Below are 16365 nucleotides of genomic sequence, written 5' to 3'. Positions count from 1 at the left end.
GCCTATATGGTTTGTTTCTTTTTATTCATTTTGTGCAGAGTATGCCTGGTTCCCCATTCATGCATCGCTTCCAGAATCGGTTCGAGACTCGCGCCGTACTCTGTAATGGAATACTCCACCTTAGGAGGTACCTGCGGGTAGACTGTGCGTTCAATAATGTCTTCTTCTTCGAGTTCGCGCAGCTGTTTTGTCAGCATTTTCTGTGTAATTCCGGGCATTTTTCGTTTCAGTTCATTGAAGCGGTGCGTGCCTTTCTGTAGTAAGTGTAATAAAATGATAGGCTTCCATTTTCCAACGAGAATACTTAATGCATCTTCAACACGGCATTCCTCCGGTATTTTTTCCATTTCATCCCCTCCTAGGTATCATTTTAGATACTATACCACTTTGAAGTGCGTACTTATAATTTTTTTCCTTATCTTCTATAATAACATGGTAAAGCAGGAACTTCCTTATTTGAAGAAAGAATGGTGAAATAGCTGTGAAACAATATCGCATAGATCAAAGCAAGGGGATGGAATTTGGTATTTATACGTTAGGCGATCATCTGCCTGATCCGCATACAGGGGAGAGAATTTCGGCAGAGCAGCGGATTCATGAAATTATTGAGTATGCCAGGCTTGCTGATGAAGCGGGGCTTGATTTTTTCAGTGTGGGGGAGAGTCACCAGGACTACTTTGCCACCCAGGCCCACTCCGCTGTTCTCGCCGGAATTGCCCAGGCTACGAAAGATATTAAAATCGCAAGTTCCTCCACCATTATCAGTACATCGGATCCGGTCCGGGTCTATGAGGATTTCGCAACGATTGACCTTATTTCCAGAGGACGAGCAGAGATTGTGGCAGGACGTGCTTCCAGAATCGGGCTTTTTGACTTGCTCGGGTATAATGTTCGTGATTATGAAGCTCTATATGAGGAAAAGTTTGATCTGTTGTTGAAAATCAATGAGCAGGAAACTGTAACATGGGACGGGGACTTCCGTGCTCCGTTAAACAATGCGAAAGTACTGCCGCGTCCACAGCAGGGAAAGCTGCCTATATGGCGTGCTGTTGGAGGAACCCCTCAGAGTGCCATCAAAGCCGGGTATGCCGGAGTTCCTATGTTCATGGCCCATTTAGGAGGGCCCGTCACGGCATTTAAAAGAACAATAGATGCCTACCGGGAAGCGGCCCAAAGCAGCGGTTTTGACCCTTCGAAGCTGCCGGTAGCTACGGCCGGTTTTTTCTACGCCGCCGAAACCTCCCAGCAGGCCCTGAAAGACATGTATCCCCATATTAACGAAGGCATGAAAAAGACCAATGGACAGGGTTTTTCGAAACAGGTTTTTGCCCAGGGAGCAGATAAACGAAGTGTGATGAATATCGGAAGTCCTCAGGAAATTATTGAAAAAATTCTTTATCAACATGAAGTGTTTGGCCATCAGCGCTATATTGCCCAGATCGATTTTGGCGGGATGCCGTTTGATAAATTAAGAAAAAACATTGATATTATCGGCACGGAAATACTGCCGGCTGTAAAAAAATACACAGCAAAACAGCAGGAGGAATAAGAAATGAATGTTGTTGTAGTGGCCGGTTCCATAGCCGGTTCAAAAACACGGACCGCCGTCGATTATACAGTGAAATCGTTAAAGGAAAACTATTCAGATGTCGACGTCACGCTGCTTGATCTGGCAGAATATAATGTTCAGTTCAGTGACGGAAGGAATTATCTGGATTACGATGGGGATACGGGCTATGTCGCCCGCACCTTGATGAAGGCGGAGGTCCTAATCATTGGTACTCCCATTTTTCAAGCCTCCATCCCGGGCTCATTAAAAAATGTCTTTGATCTACTCCCGGGAGACGGGCTGCGTGATAAAACAGCTGCCATGATCGTTACCGCTGGCTCGGCAAGACATTATTTAATCGCTGAGCAGCAGTTGAAACCGATCCTTGGCTATATGAAAGCACAAATCGTACAGAGCTACGTATTTATTGAAGAAGACAATTTCTACCGCCGGGAAATAACAAATGATGATGTGTTGTTCCGCATCGACCGCCTGCTGGAAGATACCATGGTGCTGGCGGAGACCTCCGCCAAAATCCGAGAAGCAAAAGAAGCAGAATATGACTTTTAAGGGAAAAACCCATGGGCGGACATTTGTTCCTTTATTTCCTCCAAATCAGTAAATTTGATGCTGGGTCCGGACATTTATTCCGTTATTCAAGCTTTTTAACCGGTGAACGGCTCCGTTTCAGGCCAATAGCGGAACAAATGTCCGCATTCCCTTTAAATATTAGCAAAATCGTTAAAATAGAGGAATAAATGTCCCATTACATTACCTCAATTGATACGTTCGCCTCCTTTTCTCTCCACTTGCGGCTGTCAAGGCACCTTTTTCTACCAATTGGTAAAGGATACGCCTGGCATGACGGTCACTGACGTTTAGATGCCGGGCCACATCATTTGGAGAAAATGGACGAAGAAGGCGGCGGGCAAATCTGACTATTTCTGCTTCTGCGGGGGTGAGGGTGGAAGATACTTCTCCTGATATGAACTTTCCAATAAAAGCAAGGATTAGCTGCTGACACTGTTTGGGTTCATCTCGTATGGATAAATAAGCGATCGGTAAAAACGTCCAACCGTCCAGAGCAAGCAGAGAATGACGCCAGCATAAATCTTTAAAACGTCTGACATCAAGGTCTCTGCCGTGAGGGCCGTATCCCTGAATTTCAACCCCCCCTTTTGCCCCGCCGGGCATATAAGCAAGATCCAGGTAACGAAAACCATTATTAAAATCACGTACCTCCCATTCCGGATATAGATAATCAAAATTACCCACTGCCGGAAACCACACACGCTGCAGGAATTCTATCGTTCCATGTCCCAGCCCTTTCTCCAGTATTTCACGTCTTCGATGATGTTTCTCTTCGGAAATGTTTTTTTCAAGCCATGCATGATACGTTTTTTCATATGGAAGAATGAGTGTCACATCCTTTTTGAGGAAATAAGAGGAAAAGTAGAGGCTTCATTATTATACCAAAGGACGCTCTCCCATGAAATATTAGAAAAGCGAACCCCTGCGTCATAAAAATACGATTTTTCTAATTGTATGGTATTTTCCTCATTCATTCTTTCAATTGATACTTCTAAAGTAGTTGTCTGTCCTTCTTCCAGTGGAAGTTCAAGATCGGTAAGGAAGGCCGCGTTCCCTTGAAGTGACCGCTCTTTTTCGGTTAATATCACTCCCTGGTCATTTTGCCAAATGTCGGCAGCCGCCAATCTGGAAATCCAATAAAAAAAGCGGGATTAGGCCCGCACTTGTCTTAGATGTCATATAGAGAGCAAAAGAAGGGAAGGCTATGACGGGTGATAAGGATGAAGGCAGATAAAAATGATTTTAATAAATACAGTGAAGCCATTGATAAGATTCAGGAAGGCAATAATGAAATGATTGAGCTGTTTAATGAAATGGAAGACGATGAACCTGTCATCGAGTATACTCCGGAAGTGTTGGAAAACATTGAAAAAGCTAAAAAGAAGTATGGGAGCGGGGTGGTGGACGAAAAAATAAATACGGTTGTGGGGGAAATGCTTTCCTGGCTGGAGCTGGAGGACGTAACCATAGACGAGCCAGACAGAGATAGTACATAATATGGGAAATCCCCTGTAAAGGAAGATGAATATTGATTCTCCGATTAGAAATAACATATCAAACGAAAAAGGGGACAAAGGCTGTATTTCGTTCCGAAGAAATGTCCGCGGAGAAGGCGGAAGAGATTGCGGATGATTTTGAAAGAACAGGCCGTGTCCACCATATCGTCTTTTTGGACTATGTTGAAACGACCTGGACAAGAAAAGAATTAAAGGAATATCAAAGCGAAATTCAAACCGAACCTCATGATATTAGCGTGTATTTTGATGGAGGATTTGACCGGAATTCCAAGAAATCCGGGTTAGGGTGTGTGATTTATTACAATCAAAACAGCACCTCCCTCCGGCTTCGCAAAAATGCGAAGGTAGAAGAACTGCATACGAACAATGAAGCGGAGTATGCAGCATTATATTTGGGGCTGCAGCAACTCGAAGATTTAGGAGCGCACCATATTCCTGTTACCTTTTATGGGGATTCCCAGGTGGTTCTTAATCAATTGAAGGGAGAATGGCCGTGTTTAGAAAGAGACCTCTCCTATTGGATCGATCGGTGCGAGGAGAAGCTAAACGTATTAGGTATGGAGCCGGAGTATGAACAGATACCGCGGAAAAAGAATCGTGAAGCGGACCGGCTGGCCTCTCAGGCCTTGCAGGGTATTGAAGTGAGCAGTACAAAAGAGGTATAACATTTCTTAGAATAGAAGAAAGTTTAGAGGTTGGCGTTTTTGAGAGCCACATCCAGCTCCCCGCCGCTCGCGGCCCTGCAGGACGCATGTCAGTCCGGCTCTGCCCCAGGACGCGGCGTTATGAGCCGCACTTCTACTGTTCAGGGAGCCCGCACTTTTTGAAGTATGTAGGAACAGGAGGGACGGACGGAAGCGTCCCTCTTGTTTTTTAGCAATGATGATGATCCATGCCGGCAACCAAGTCGGGATCCAGGCATTGAATGGCGCAGAAGCACTTTAAATCCACTTCAATGCAGTGCCTGGTGCGTTCCAGCTCATCAACGTCACATAACGAAACGGGATCGACACAGCATTTGTCAAAGTCCAGATGGCAATCTGGAGCCAGCATGGACAACGTAGCGCAGCAGGTATCTTTATCTATGCTTTCAACACGGAAAAAGACCGTTTGGAAACAGTCCTTTTTTCCAATCGCTCCAGTAGCACTGAAATAGTCGCCGTTTTTATCTTGAAGCACAAAAGGAATGGTGTCCAATCCATTATTATTTCCATTGCCGCTTAATAACATTTTGTTAAAGCAATTATTTCTGCAACTGCCATTGTTATTATTCTCTGCCTCGTCCTGTGCCTTCTTTATAGCAGCAACAGCACTGCACACACAACTGCCGCTATCTTTTCTTCTGTGGTGGTGATGTTCTTCCATTACAGTTTCTTCTTCTCTTTCTTCTTTGCGTCTTCTATTTCCCATGTTTTTCACTCCTTTAAGTTTCTTTCCTTATCATCATATATCCAATGGTCCAGGATGGTGTTGAGTCTTTCACCCAATTTGAATGCCCGAAACGCCTGGTTTCAAAAATTGGGCACTGTAAGTTTGGAATCAAACCAACAGAGCAAAATTTTCCACATTATGTTTAAGTATACTATTATATGGAAATAGTCAAATGAAATCTAATGAAAGGAGGCTGGAAATGAAAAGGAGCATTGCTTTGATTTCTTCCTTAAGCCTACTGTTGTTTGGCGTGTATGCCTGTGGTTCAGAAGAAGAAGCGAATGAATCTGATAATGAAACAGAAGGGCAGGAGGATGCAGCGGAGGAGGAGACAGAGGGAAATGGTTCGGTCGTCTCTCTTATAAATAGCGAAGAAGAAGAAATAGGAACAGCGGAAATAAAAGAAGCAGAAGAGGGGGTACAAATGAACCTGGAAGCCTCTGACCTTCCTGAAGATAGTGAACATGGATTTCATATTCATGAAACCGGGACTTGTGAAGCTCCGGATTTTGAGTCTGCCGGGGGTCACTTTAATCCTGGAGACCAGGAACATGGTTTTGACAGTGAGGGCGGACCCCACGCAGGAGATCTATCCAACCTGACGACCGATGAAAACGGCGAAGTATCAGAAGAATTCAAAGCCGGTGAAGTCACCCTGCAGGAAGGAGAAAATAATTCCCTGTTAAACGGTGATGGCACAGCCCTTGTTATTCATGCAGAAGCAGATGATTATGAATCCCAGCCTTCCGGAGATGCCGGTGATCGCATAGCCTGCGGCGTGATTGAAGAATAATAACGGGCGGCCGGGCCTCGGCCCCCGTTTTTAATCGCTGGTTTATCTAGTTGTTTTTCACTTGCAGCCCAAAATATTCTTGAGCCAGCTCAAGAAAGTCCTCCCGGGTGACGTTTTGCTTTTGTGATGTGCCGTAAATACGCCTGGTTAAAGAAGTATCCGTTAATGTAATATTTCCATTATCGGTAAGCTGCGTAATGAGCGGAGTTTTATAAACGGAGAGTCCTTATGCTCTTTGATAATACTCTGGATTTCATTCATCTCCTCGGAGACTTTCGTTAAGGGACGTCTGGAATCAAAACCATAACCAATTTTCCAGTCTTTGTCTTTATGCTTTAATTTCATTTCAAGGATGGAGTCTCCATATTCGCTGTCTAAGGCGGTCACTCGAAAATCGCCATTTCTCGAACTTATTGTTTCCCCGTTTAACGGCACAGGTTCTAAAGGGAGATTGGCTCCAAATCCAGTGTCCACTAAATAGAAGTCGTCTTCGTGCATCAGAAGAATCGCAGCGTGTGTTCTCCCTAAGTTGTTCCATTGTTGTGATTCATTGTTGTATGTTTCCCCCCGGACGAGCGTGGCATTAAATCCATTTTGCACCAGAAAAAAATACAGCAGTGAATTTAATTTCCCTCTTTGTTGTTGAGAATTTTATTTGTTAGATGGTCTCTTGTTACCGGCTGGAGGCTGCCCCTTAATAACGTTAAATTTTCAAATGGGAAGGCCGCTGCTGTTTTTTCCAGGAGACGGGGGAGAGAATCGAAATCGACGGGTTCATCCTCCGGCATATTAATTCTTTGGCGGAATCGCTTATTTATTTCCGTTCTCATTCCAGCACCTCTTTTCGTATGTTTTTCGTCTATCATTATATTCTGTTTTTCTAATGATACCTTCGGTGAGATGGAGGATCTTTATCTACAACTTTTGAAGGAGATTATAAAGAGAAAATAAATTCCCGATGGCCTGCTGCGACCATCGGGAAGGGTACTACCTATTCAATATATCGTCTTGCTCCGGCAAATTCTATTTCATAGGCAGAATTCTCCCAGTCTTCGATGATTTCCACGGTGCTGCTGGAATTCGGAGAGTGGATCATGCTTCCGTCTCCGGCATACATACCGACGTGGTGGACGCTTCCTTCCCCTTCATCATAGGCGAAAAACAGCAGGTCGCCTTTTTGCAGGTTATCGCGGTCGACAGCCTCGCCATGGGTGGCCTGTACGGAAGAATCACGCGGGATGGTAATACCGTGAGAATCATAGACAGTATGGGTGAAACCAGAACAGTCAAACCCGAACCCGGAAGTTCCAGCCCACAAATAAGGAAGGCCGAGAAACTGTTTCCCGGTTTCTACTAAATCGCTTCCGTCCGGCGCTGGAATATCGTCTTCAGCAGCATAAACAGAGATATCTGAAGCTGGCAGCCATTTATTGCCGTCGCTTGGGGTAGCAACAAGCACGGCTTCTTCTTTTTCGTTTATCACCGGCAGGCGTGTATTATAGCTGAGTTCTTTAAACTTGGAATCAAGTTTTTTATTCGTGTAGAGCCAGGTGGTTGGCTCGGTGACAAGCGCAAAAGGCTCTTTATCGGTATGGTTGAATCGTTGATTGTCAGCCAATTGGTCTTTTGGCATCCATGCTGGATAGCCCAATTCATTTTTCGGAGTAGGCTGGCCATCTGCTGCGACTTTCACCCAATCTGGCTCTTCTTCCAGTATGGTCACCTTGCTTCCATACAATGCCTGGGTTTGCAGTTCCCCGACCAGCCAAAGTTTTTCATCCAAGGACATACTTTCGGTCCAGGTCCACAAATCGGCGGGGTTGGATACAGCTGGTTCGTCCACCTCACGTAAATCTCCCGGAGTGGTCCAAAGGGAAGCGGCAGAAACATCAATATATGCTTCCTCTCCGGCAGAAAAGGTACCTTTGGCAGACACAGAGCCGGAAAACAGCACGCATGCTGTGACAACAGTGATCAAAGCAAAAATCCATGACTTGCAGCAATTTTTCAATAACAGCACCTCCAAGAATTAATTTAATCCAAGTCCTGGTCGGTTCGACAGTTCAATGGTGTTTCCCTGCCATTGCATCCCTCCTTGTACGCCCTGATCCTGCAGCCAGAGTGCAGCATCAAGGTCATATTTTGTGATATTACTGTGGGCGTAAGCCAGATGAGCGGCCGCTGTAACCGATAGATGGGATTCCATCATACTGCCAATCATGCATTCTATGCCTGCGCTTTGGGCCATATCAGCAATCTGTCTGGCCCGGCGGACACCGCCGCATTTCATTAGTTTAATATTAAGCAGATCCACCGCTTCCTCTTTTACCAATCGAAACGCATCTGCCGGAGAAAAAACACTCTCGTCCGCCATGATAGGGGTGTCTACTCGTTCGCGGATATATTTCAAACCGGCAATATCGTGGGCCGGGACCGGCTGTTCCACTAATTCAAGATTTGTTTTTTCTTCGAGTACGCGGATAATTTTTACAGCCTGTTTGCTGTTCCAGCCCTGATTGGCGTCCAGGCGGAGCTTCACTCTGTCCCCGGCAGCTTCACGAATCTTGGAGATACGCTGAATATCCAGTGCTTCTTCGTTGCCGACTTTTATTTTTAATATATCAAAACCCTGCTCTATGGATTGTTTTGCATTGTCCTGCATGGTTTCCGGTTCATCGATGCTGATGGTCATATCGGTCACAGGAAATACGGCACCCCCGCCCAGGTATTGGTGAAGCGGAAGCCCAAAAACTTTGCAGCAGGCGTCATGTAGAGCGATATCTACGGCAGCTTTGGCACTCGTGTTCGCTGCACAGCTTCTTTGCACGGCGGTTAAGATGTCTTCCAGCTGTTCAATATCACGGCCAAGGACTGCTTGTTTTATTGGCCCCTCCATCGCGGCCTGGATACTCTCCAATGATTCCCCGGTGATCTGCCATGTAGAGGAAGCGGACCCGAGGCCGCTGTCCCCGTTTTCAAGCTGAATGGTTACATTAATAACTTCAATGGCATTAATGCTCCTCAGGGCCGTTTTAAAAGGTTTTTCCAAGGGCAGTGATGTTTTTTGTGTCATTAATTCCGTAATTTTCACGATGTCTGACTCCTTTTTTCCGATATCATCTGCATTGGCTTCAAGCTGCTTTTACAAAAAGGACAGTAATTGTGCGGTAAGCAGGCCGAAGTAGGTCCCCAGGAAGGACCCGGCTAGGGCCATAACCACCCCTATGGGAATGAGCGCGCGGTGATAGGCACCGGCAAGCAGCGGGGCGGAAGCCATGCCGCCGATATTGGCCAGACTTGAGACACCAAGTGTAAATAGATCCAGTTTGAAAACCTTCGCCGCTAATGCCATGATGAGACCATGGATAGCGAGGATGATAAAACCGGTGAAAATGTAAATGGGAGCCTGCCAAAAATCAGAGAAATCTGCTCTGGATGCAATCAGTGCGATGACAATGTAAAGGAAGACATTGGCTATATCCATGGATCCGGGAATGTTGGATACTCTTGTCATAGCAAGCATCACTCCCGCTATAGAGACAATGAATATGGTCCACGTGAGCGGACTGACAATATCACCGTAGGAAGGAAGCATGCCGCCAATACTTGTAGCCACAGCAGATCCAAATACGCCAAGGGCAATCAAGCCCATTAAGTGAACAAAGCTCGTTTTTTCACCCTGTTTCCGTTCCTCTTCTTCCACTAATTCTTTACTTACTTCATCAAGATGAGAGGTGTTAGCTTTTGCCCAGCGGTTAAAAACAGCCGCAAACGGGACAAGCCAGAACATAATCATCACCCAGGTGGAATAGTTAATAGTATCCATTACCAGCGCATAACCAAAAATATTTTCCGGGATATCCAGGATTCCTTGAATAATTGCCATATTGGCAGAACCGCCGGTCCAGCTTCCCGTCAAAGCGCCGAATGCCTGCCAGGTATCTGTGACATAAAGGCCCTTAAAGAGGAGATAAGTCACTACAAAACCAAGAATAATGCTGACAACTGCAGTGAAGTATCCAATCAGCATTTTTGGCCCTAGTTTGATAAGCTTACGTAAATCACAGTTTAATAACATTAATAAGATCAAAGCAGGTAATATCGCATCTCTTACTGTACCGTACGTATTGTCGACTGCTTCGCTGTCCCCCAGCACCCCGATGGTTTTTAGGAAGGCACCGGCAAAATAAATAAGGATAATACCAGGAACGTACTTGAAGAACCTGCTGTCCGAGCTTTTTTCAATGTAAGCAATAAGCCCGGCCAAACCGATCATGATTCCCAGATATAAAAAGCCGTCCTGAATCATACAAGAACCCCTTTCTATGAAATATGTAATAATATAAGAAAAACCCAGCCAATAGGAAATTAAATTCCTATCAGCTGGGTTTTATCTACGTTGTAATAGATAAAGCAGCGTGATTGAAGTTATTCTGATTCAAGTGCCTGTTCATATTTTATCTGGGCATGTCTGAAAGCAACAATAATTGCCTTTTGGGAGGATCCGAGATAACGGTTCATCACCCGGTTTGTTACGGCATCACTGTCCCAGATATTGTGACCGGTGAACAGAGACTGCACGAACTTTTTGGTTAGTCCGAGAACAGAAGTACAGTCTGCATCTACAATAGTGCCGTCGGTGCGGTCAATAACGAAACCTACAAAAAAAGTGTCGTATTGTTTCATGATAGGGTTGTTTTCCGGAGATTTCGCTTCTCCAACGACATACACCGTTTTTTCATCATACATGGTATCTTGCTCCTGAAAAGCCAGTCAGACTCCGCATGGGGGTTCATCCGGAAAAGATAAAGATATATAACGGAATGATCTGCTTTTGGAGATTTTTTTAAATATTAACACAGATAAAGGTTATCCTCAATAGTAAATTTTAAGTCTTCTGACATCTCCTGCTGTGCTGAACGAATATAAAGCTGATACATCCGCTATACGTGCAATTTTTGGAGATATATGTCTAATAATGGACATACAGCGCTAAAAGCTTATTTTATGGAAGTTTACGGTATTTGTTTATTTGTTTCATTTTTCCTAGTCTATAGGGGATAGTGATTAATAAGAATATATTTATTTAAGAAGGAGGTTAAATGTGGAAAATAACAATGATCAAAAAGGATTGACTACGTTTAGTCAAACGCTGAAAGCTCCGGTATTTATTATTTCTTTTATTCTTGCTGCAGCTTTTGTTATTGTCGGGATTGCCCTGCCGGCGTTTGGCGATTATATGGATGCAGCATTCACCTGGATGACGACTAATCTGGGCTGGGCCTTTATTATAGGAGCCAGTGTTTTTTTAATCGTTACTATTTACCTCATCTTCAGCCCTCTTGGGGAAATTAAACTCGGTGAAGATGATGAAGATCCGGAGTATCCCACAGGAGCCTGGTTTGCAATGCTCTTTAGTGCAGGGATGGGGATCGGCCTGCTTTTCTGGGGTGTCTCCGAACCACTGAACCACTATGACTGGCCGCCTCTGGGAGAAGCTGGTACGGCAGCAACCGTACATACCGCGCTGCAATATTCTTTCTTCCATTGGGGATTTCATCCTTGGGCGATCTATGCGGTTGTTGCCTGTGCTCTGGCCTACTTTTCTTACCGTAAGGGACTCCCAATGCTGCTGAGTTCCACCCTCGAGCCGATTCTTGGACGCGACAACCTGAACGGCACTTGGGGGAACCTGGTTAATATTATTGGGGTACTGGCCACGCTGCTTGGTATTTCTACTTCTCTTGGTCTTGGTGTGATGCAGATCGGAGGAGGGCTGGAGCAGTTGTTCGGCATCCCCAACAACCAGGGGCTCTGGGTCGCTATCGTGGCAGTTGTCACAGTCCTTGCTATTATTTCAACGTCCACCGGTATTGACAAAGGAATTAAATGGCTGAGTCAGATTAATCTGAGTGTTGCCGGCCTCTTAATGTTGATCGTGTTTGTAGTGGGGCCGACATTGTTCATCCTGAATGCTCTAACTCATTCTACCGGAACATACTTCCAAAATCTGATCCATATGTCCTTTGGACTGGATGCAGCAGGGGAAGGGACAGAAGGATGGTATCAGGCCTGGACCATATTCTACTGGGCATGGTGGATAGCCTGGGCTCCATTTGTCGGCTCTTTTATCGCTCGTGTATCCAGAGGACGCACGATCCGGAGTTTCGCCGTCGGAGTGCTGCTCGTTCCCACAGCTGTCAGTATGGTCTGGTTCAGTGTATTTGGCGGAGCTGCGCTCTATAATCAACACTTTGCTGGTGTCAATATTCTGGAGGCCGTTTTGGAGGATGAAGCGCAAGGCTTCTTCGCCTTGTTATCCGAGTTCCCGGTATCTGGTCTGTTGATTGCCGTAGCAATGATCTCGGTAGCTGTCTTCTTCGTGACATCTTCGGACTCTGGAACGTATGTGATCGGCATGCTGACATCGAAAGGGAACCCTAACCCGCCGCTTGGGGTACGTATTACATGGGGAACGATCGAAGGTCTGTTTGCGATCGTGCTCCTTTTAGCCGGAGGCCTAAATGCTCTGCAGACAGCGTCCTTTCTCGGTGGTTTTCCATTTATGCTTGTCATGCTTTTAATGGTGTATTGCCTGATTAAAGCATTGTATGACGAACTCCGTGATGGATCGCTTCCACTGGAGAGACAGCGTATTTTTGCTGCACTGGAAGATCTGCAGCGCGAAAGAAAAATTGATGAAGATGTCATCACCGAAGAAACCAACGATGAGTCAAATAAATAAGAAATTCCGAGAGCTGTATCAAAAGGGTGCAGCTCCTTTTTTATGACAAAACGTTCCTTTTATAGGGAGAGATATCTTTTTTAAAGTGAAACATAGCAGAGGGCGTTTCGTATATTTCTGAAAGCACGCAAATAACAACAAGGGGAGACAAGTTATGTTTAGTTGGATATTTATCATGGCACTGGCGTGTATAGAGTTAAATCCCTTCGTCTGGATACAGGGACTACGCCGCGGAAAACCCTTTTTGGCTGCTCAAGCCGGCCGGTATCTGATTGGTCTGATACTCAGTTTTGGGATCATTTATTTTCTTTTAATTGATATCTCTCTGACTGGATTAATGAATACGTTCGGCTTTATCATAGCCGGCAATTTGATTCTTTCCGGCTTATTTCATGCCTCCGCCCGAAAAGACGATGGAGACGAAATGAAAGAAAAAAGGAAAGAAAAGTCCAAACGAACCATCGTTGGGGTTCAAAGCGGAGTGGGCCTTTTATTTTTGATGGTCCTTTTATTTCTGAACTTCGTCTATCCGTTCACAGTTACAAAAGAGCTGGCAGAAATGGGGGACATAGAAACCAGTACAGATCAGATTGAATCGGTAACGGAAGAATCAGTACGTTCTGTCCCTTATACGTATGCACGGTATAAATCAGAAATCGTATTCGGGAACATTGATAATTATTCTTTCTATGAAATGGGCGAATCGAGTATACAGAAAATAGAGGATGAATTGTTTTGGGTAACGCCGATTGAGTATGCCAGCGTATGGAGATGGTGGCGGGCGGACAGCGTCCCGGGATATATTATGGTGAGCGCTGAAGATCCGAATGCGGAAGCTCAGCTTGTAGATGATTACAATATGAAATATCTGCCGAGCGGTTTTCTGGAAGATAATCTGGAACGTCATGTTCGGCAGAGCTACGAAGATATTGTACTGATGGGGGCCTCCTTTGAACCGAATGACGAAGGGAAGCCGTATTATGCGTATTCTTACGCCCATTATGATCATTACCGTTCCGGGCCGGATGCAGACGGCGTTATCCTCATTGATGCAGAAACAGGGGAGATGGAGCAACATGAGTTAGGGGAACAGCCGGAGTTTGTAGATAATGCCATTGATTACCGCCTGGCCCTTAATTATGCGGAATGGTTTGGGAAATACAGCAATGGTTTTCTAAATTCAATTTTTGCCAAGGAAGGGGTTCATGAACCGACCAGCGATGAAGAAATGATTGGAGTGCTGGGCCCGGACCATGATATGTATTGGATGGTGGACCATATGCGTCCGAATCAGGATTCCAACACAATGGTTGGATTCACGATGGTAAATGCACAGACCGGCGAGGCAACCTATTACACTGGCTCTTCTGGGCTGTTAAATGCTGGCGGTGCCCGTGAAGTAGTCAACAAATCCTTTCAGCGGGAGCAGTGGAGCGGAACGCAGCCGGTATTATATTCTGTTTATGACAATTACACATGGGTGGTTCCGGTCGTGGACCAGAACGGCTTGATGAGAGAAATAGCAATGGTACATGCCGAGACGGGGACCATAGCCTCTGGTTCTTCGCGGGAAGAAGCCTTCCGCAGTTACCGGCAGACTTTGGCCAACGAATTGGACGCGGATAATTATACGCCAACTGATGTGCTTGAAGAAGAAACGGTGGAAGGTACCGTTTACCGGGTGAGTGATATGAATGACCAGGTTATTCAAGTCCTGCTTTCTGGAGAATCACGCGTGCTTGAGTTTGATGTGTCGGAGATCGCAGATGTGGTTTTCCTGCGCGAAGGAGATAAAATAGAGGCCCAGGTAGTGGACACAGAAGAAAATGTGCTTAATGTGATCGAGTACACCAACCTCACCGTCGAAGAAGAATTTGGCGGAGTGGAAGAGTTTGAAATTGAAGAAAATACAGGAGAAGAAACACAGACGGATTCTTCCGGCCCCCAGGGGGACCAGACAGATGGATAAGGAGAAAGAAGTCGGGGACAAAAGGAAAAAGTGTTAAAATGACGGACACAAAATACCCGAACGGCTCATCGAAGAATCGTTCGGGTATTTCTTTTCCTGTAATGGTTTGTCCCAGCCCCTCTCCGAACATCCACTGATTTTCCCGTTCCTTCCGGCATAATGATTATAAGAAAGCGCTGACATGATAAAATAGGGATAAACTGTTGTAGCAGCAGGGAGGATTTGGATGTTGCAGATTTTAGAGAATTATCAGGACGGTACTCTGGATACGATTTTCGGTAACGTAAACCACTGTATCGTAGTGGTCGATCGTCACGGTCTGGTCTCTTATATGAATGACAGCTATTGCAACTTTCTGCAAGTCGATAAAGAACAGGTGAAAGGCAGGCATGTAACGGAGGTAATTGAAAACAGCCGAATGCATATTGTGGTGGAGACAGGAAGGGAAGAAATTGCCGATTTACAGTTTATCCGTGGTAATTATATGATTGCCCACCGTATTCCCCTTCGATCAGAGGGCATGGTAGTCGGCGCCCTTGGAATGGTATTATTCCGGGATACAGGGGAATGGCAGGAATTAAACAGTCACATCCGGGAGTTATTTCTCGAAATGGAAACCCAACGTCGTTCTGCCAACAATAAAACTTTGTATTCGCTTCATGATATTATCAGCAGCTCTACGGAGATGCTGTCGTTAAAAAATAAAATAAAGAAGGTCGCTCCGGGGGATGTATCCATTTTACTGCGGGGCGAAAGCGGGACCGGCAAAGAACTGTTTGCCCACAGCATACATCATTTGAGTGAGAGGAACACCAAACCATTTGTCAAGGTGAATTGCGCAGCAATTCCAGAGCATCTTATAGAATCGGAATTGTTTGGATACCATGAAGGGGCTTTTACCGGCGCCAAAAAAGGAGGAAAACCTGGAAAATTCCAGCTCGCTAATGGAGGGACCCTGTTTCTGGATGAAATCGGCGATATGCCTCTTCATGCCCAGGTGAAAATACTGCGTGTCCTTCACGAGGGGGAGGTGGAAGCGCTTGGAGCTGTAGAACCACAAAAAGTTGACGTGCGTCTTATTGCAGCGACCAATCAACCCCTGGAAGAACAGATAGAAGAGCAGACATTCAGGGAGGATTTGTTTTACCGGATAAACGTCGTACAAATCGATATTCCTCCTTTACGAAAGCGCCCGGAGGATCTGCGTCTTTTGACAAAATACCTGCTGGAAAAAATAACAAAACGAACGGGGAAACGGATCGTTGAATGTTCTCCTGCTGTGTACGATGTGTTTCAACAGTATCATTGGCCGGGAAATGTAAGAGAGCTGGAAAATGTAATAGAAGCAGCGGTCCACTTGACGAATAAGGAGGCCATTGATGTAGAAGATCTGCCGGCTCAACTGCAGCCTGATTTGAATCTTCCCCGGGAGAATCAGACGCTGAAAACCATTATGGAAACCACCGAAAAGCAAGTGTTACAGCGTACCCTGAAAAAGGTGCACGGAAACAAAGGAAAAGCCGCGCAGATACTGGGAATAGGAAAATCCAGTCTGTATGAAAAATTAAAAAAATACCATATATAACGGATTCCGGAAATCCGGAAAACCATTCCAGTATTCTGGAATGGTTTCTTTTTTGCCTGTAGGAGCGGAGCGTTTGTCGATGTTTCTACCAACCAAAATTCTGGATGATTGGAAGCGCTTTCTCTGGCTCTTTTTTCCTCCCCCTGCCAGGTCTCGATATTCAACTTGGCATGAATGTTGCAAAT

The 16365-nt window shown here is 45.4% G+C and carries 16 protein-coding genes and 1 pseudogene; 8 read left to right on the top strand and 9 right to left on the bottom strand.

What is annotated here, in order from left to right; all coding sequences use genetic code 11:
• Positions 1–2 precede the first annotated feature (2 nt).
• Positions 3–347, bottom strand: coding sequence for a winged helix-turn-helix transcriptional regulator (locus G475_RS0106210; protein WP_026700531.1), 345 nt, complete (start codon positions 345–347; stop codon positions 3–5).
• Positions 348–481: 134 nt separating this feature from the next.
• Here G475_RS0106210 and G475_RS0106205 point away from each other — a divergent pair, with 134 nt between their 5' ends.
• Together G475_RS0106205 and G475_RS0106200 are read left to right on the top strand one after the other, a co-directional pair.
• Positions 482–1549 carry an LLM class flavin-dependent oxidoreductase gene (locus G475_RS0106205; protein ID WP_026700530.1) on the top strand — a complete coding sequence of 356 codons (1068 nt, stop codon included), beginning with the start codon at positions 482–484 and terminating at the stop codon, positions 1547–1549.
• A gap of 3 nt (positions 1550–1552) precedes the next feature.
• Entirely contained in the window at positions 1553–2119 is a 567-nt protein-coding gene (locus tag G475_RS0106200; RefSeq protein ID WP_026700529.1) for an NADPH-dependent FMN reductase, read from the top strand.
• 201 nt (positions 2120–2320) lie between these two features.
• On the opposite strand, the gene G475_RS0106190 is transcribed toward G475_RS0106200, so the two are convergent.
• Positions 2321–2965 (bottom strand): helix-turn-helix domain-containing protein, encoded by a 645-nt coding sequence (locus G475_RS0106190; RefSeq protein ID WP_026700528.1) that lies wholly within the window; start codon positions 2963–2965, stop codon positions 2321–2323.
• A 395-nt stretch (positions 2966–3360) separates the two neighbouring features.
• Between G475_RS0106190 and G475_RS24375 the strand changes: the two genes are divergently transcribed.
• Entirely contained in the window at positions 3361–3636 is a 276-nt protein-coding gene (locus G475_RS24375) for a hypothetical protein (protein ID WP_051302243.1), read from the top strand.
• A 32-nt stretch (positions 3637–3668) separates the two neighbouring features.
• Positions 3669–4322: a reverse transcriptase-like protein gene (locus G475_RS0106175; RefSeq protein ID WP_026700526.1), complete on the top strand. Its 654-nt coding sequence runs from the start codon at positions 3669–3671 to the stop codon at positions 4320–4322.
• A gap of 208 nt (positions 4323–4530) precedes the next feature.
• Here G475_RS0106175 and G475_RS0106170 read toward each other — a convergent pair whose 3' ends face one another.
• Positions 4531–5067, bottom strand: coding sequence for a CotY/CotZ family spore coat protein (locus tag G475_RS0106170; RefSeq protein WP_051302241.1), 537 nt, complete (start codon positions 5065–5067; stop codon positions 4531–4533).
• Positions 5068–5287: 220 nt separating this feature from the next.
• Between G475_RS0106170 and G475_RS0106165 the strand changes: the two genes are divergently transcribed.
• Entirely contained in the window at positions 5288–5881 is a 594-nt protein-coding gene (locus G475_RS0106165) for a superoxide dismutase family protein (RefSeq protein WP_026700524.1), read from the top strand.
• A 46-nt stretch (positions 5882–5927) separates the two neighbouring features.
• Here the strand turns inward: G475_RS0106165 and G475_RS24370 are convergent.
• From G475_RS24370 to G475_RS0106140, 6 genes and pseudogenes are all read right to left on the bottom strand, one after another.
• Positions 5928–6481 (bottom strand): annotated as a pseudogene (locus tag G475_RS24370) (arylamine N-acetyltransferase family protein).
• Between the two features lie 23 nt (positions 6482–6504).
• The gene (locus G475_RS27710; RefSeq protein WP_233275735.1) at positions 6505–6711 is read right to left on the bottom strand and encodes an arylamine N-acetyltransferase family protein; all 207 of its coding nucleotides are present in this window, start codon (positions 6709–6711) and stop codon (positions 6505–6507) included.
• 161 nt (positions 6712–6872) lie between these two features.
• Complete coding sequence (locus G475_RS0106155) at positions 6873–7892, bottom strand: C40 family peptidase (protein ID WP_051302239.1); 1020 nt, start codon at positions 7890–7892, stop codon at positions 6873–6875.
• Positions 7893–7910: 18 nt separating this feature from the next.
• The gene (locus tag G475_RS0106150; protein ID WP_026700522.1) at positions 7911–8972 is read right to left on the bottom strand and encodes a dipeptide epimerase; all 1062 of its coding nucleotides are present in this window, start codon (positions 8970–8972) and stop codon (positions 7911–7913) included.
• 51 nt (positions 8973–9023) lie between these two features.
• Complete coding sequence (locus G475_RS0106145; protein ID WP_026700521.1) at positions 9024–10190, bottom strand: DUF819 family protein; 1167 nt, start codon at positions 10188–10190, stop codon at positions 9024–9026.
• A 119-nt stretch (positions 10191–10309) separates the two neighbouring features.
• A complete protein-coding gene (locus tag G475_RS0106140) occupies positions 10310–10630 on the bottom strand; it encodes a DUF3870 domain-containing protein (RefSeq protein ID WP_026700520.1) in 321 nt (106 codons plus the stop codon).
• A gap of 355 nt (positions 10631–10985) precedes the next feature.
• Between G475_RS0106140 and G475_RS0106135 the strand changes: the two genes are divergently transcribed.
• From G475_RS0106135 to G475_RS0106125, 3 genes are all read left to right on the top strand, one after another.
• Complete coding sequence (locus G475_RS0106135) at positions 10986–12626, top strand: BCCT family transporter (RefSeq protein WP_051302236.1); 1641 nt, start codon at positions 10986–10988, stop codon at positions 12624–12626.
• A 154-nt stretch (positions 12627–12780) separates the two neighbouring features.
• Complete coding sequence (locus G475_RS0106130; protein ID WP_026700518.1) at positions 12781–14595, top strand: hypothetical protein; 1815 nt, start codon at positions 12781–12783, stop codon at positions 14593–14595.
• 226 nt (positions 14596–14821) lie between these two features.
• A complete protein-coding gene (locus G475_RS0106125) occupies positions 14822–16180 on the top strand; it encodes a sigma-54 interaction domain-containing protein (RefSeq protein WP_026700517.1) in 1359 nt (452 codons plus the stop codon).
• Positions 16181–16365: the final 185 nt, after the last annotated feature.

The sequence above is a fragment of the Salibacterium aidingense DSM 18341 genome, assembly GCF_000429685.1.
GTDB lineage: Bacteria > Bacillota > Bacilli > Bacillales > Marinococcaceae > Salibacterium > Salibacterium aidingense.
This window is presented reverse-complemented; position numbering and strand designations above follow the sequence as displayed.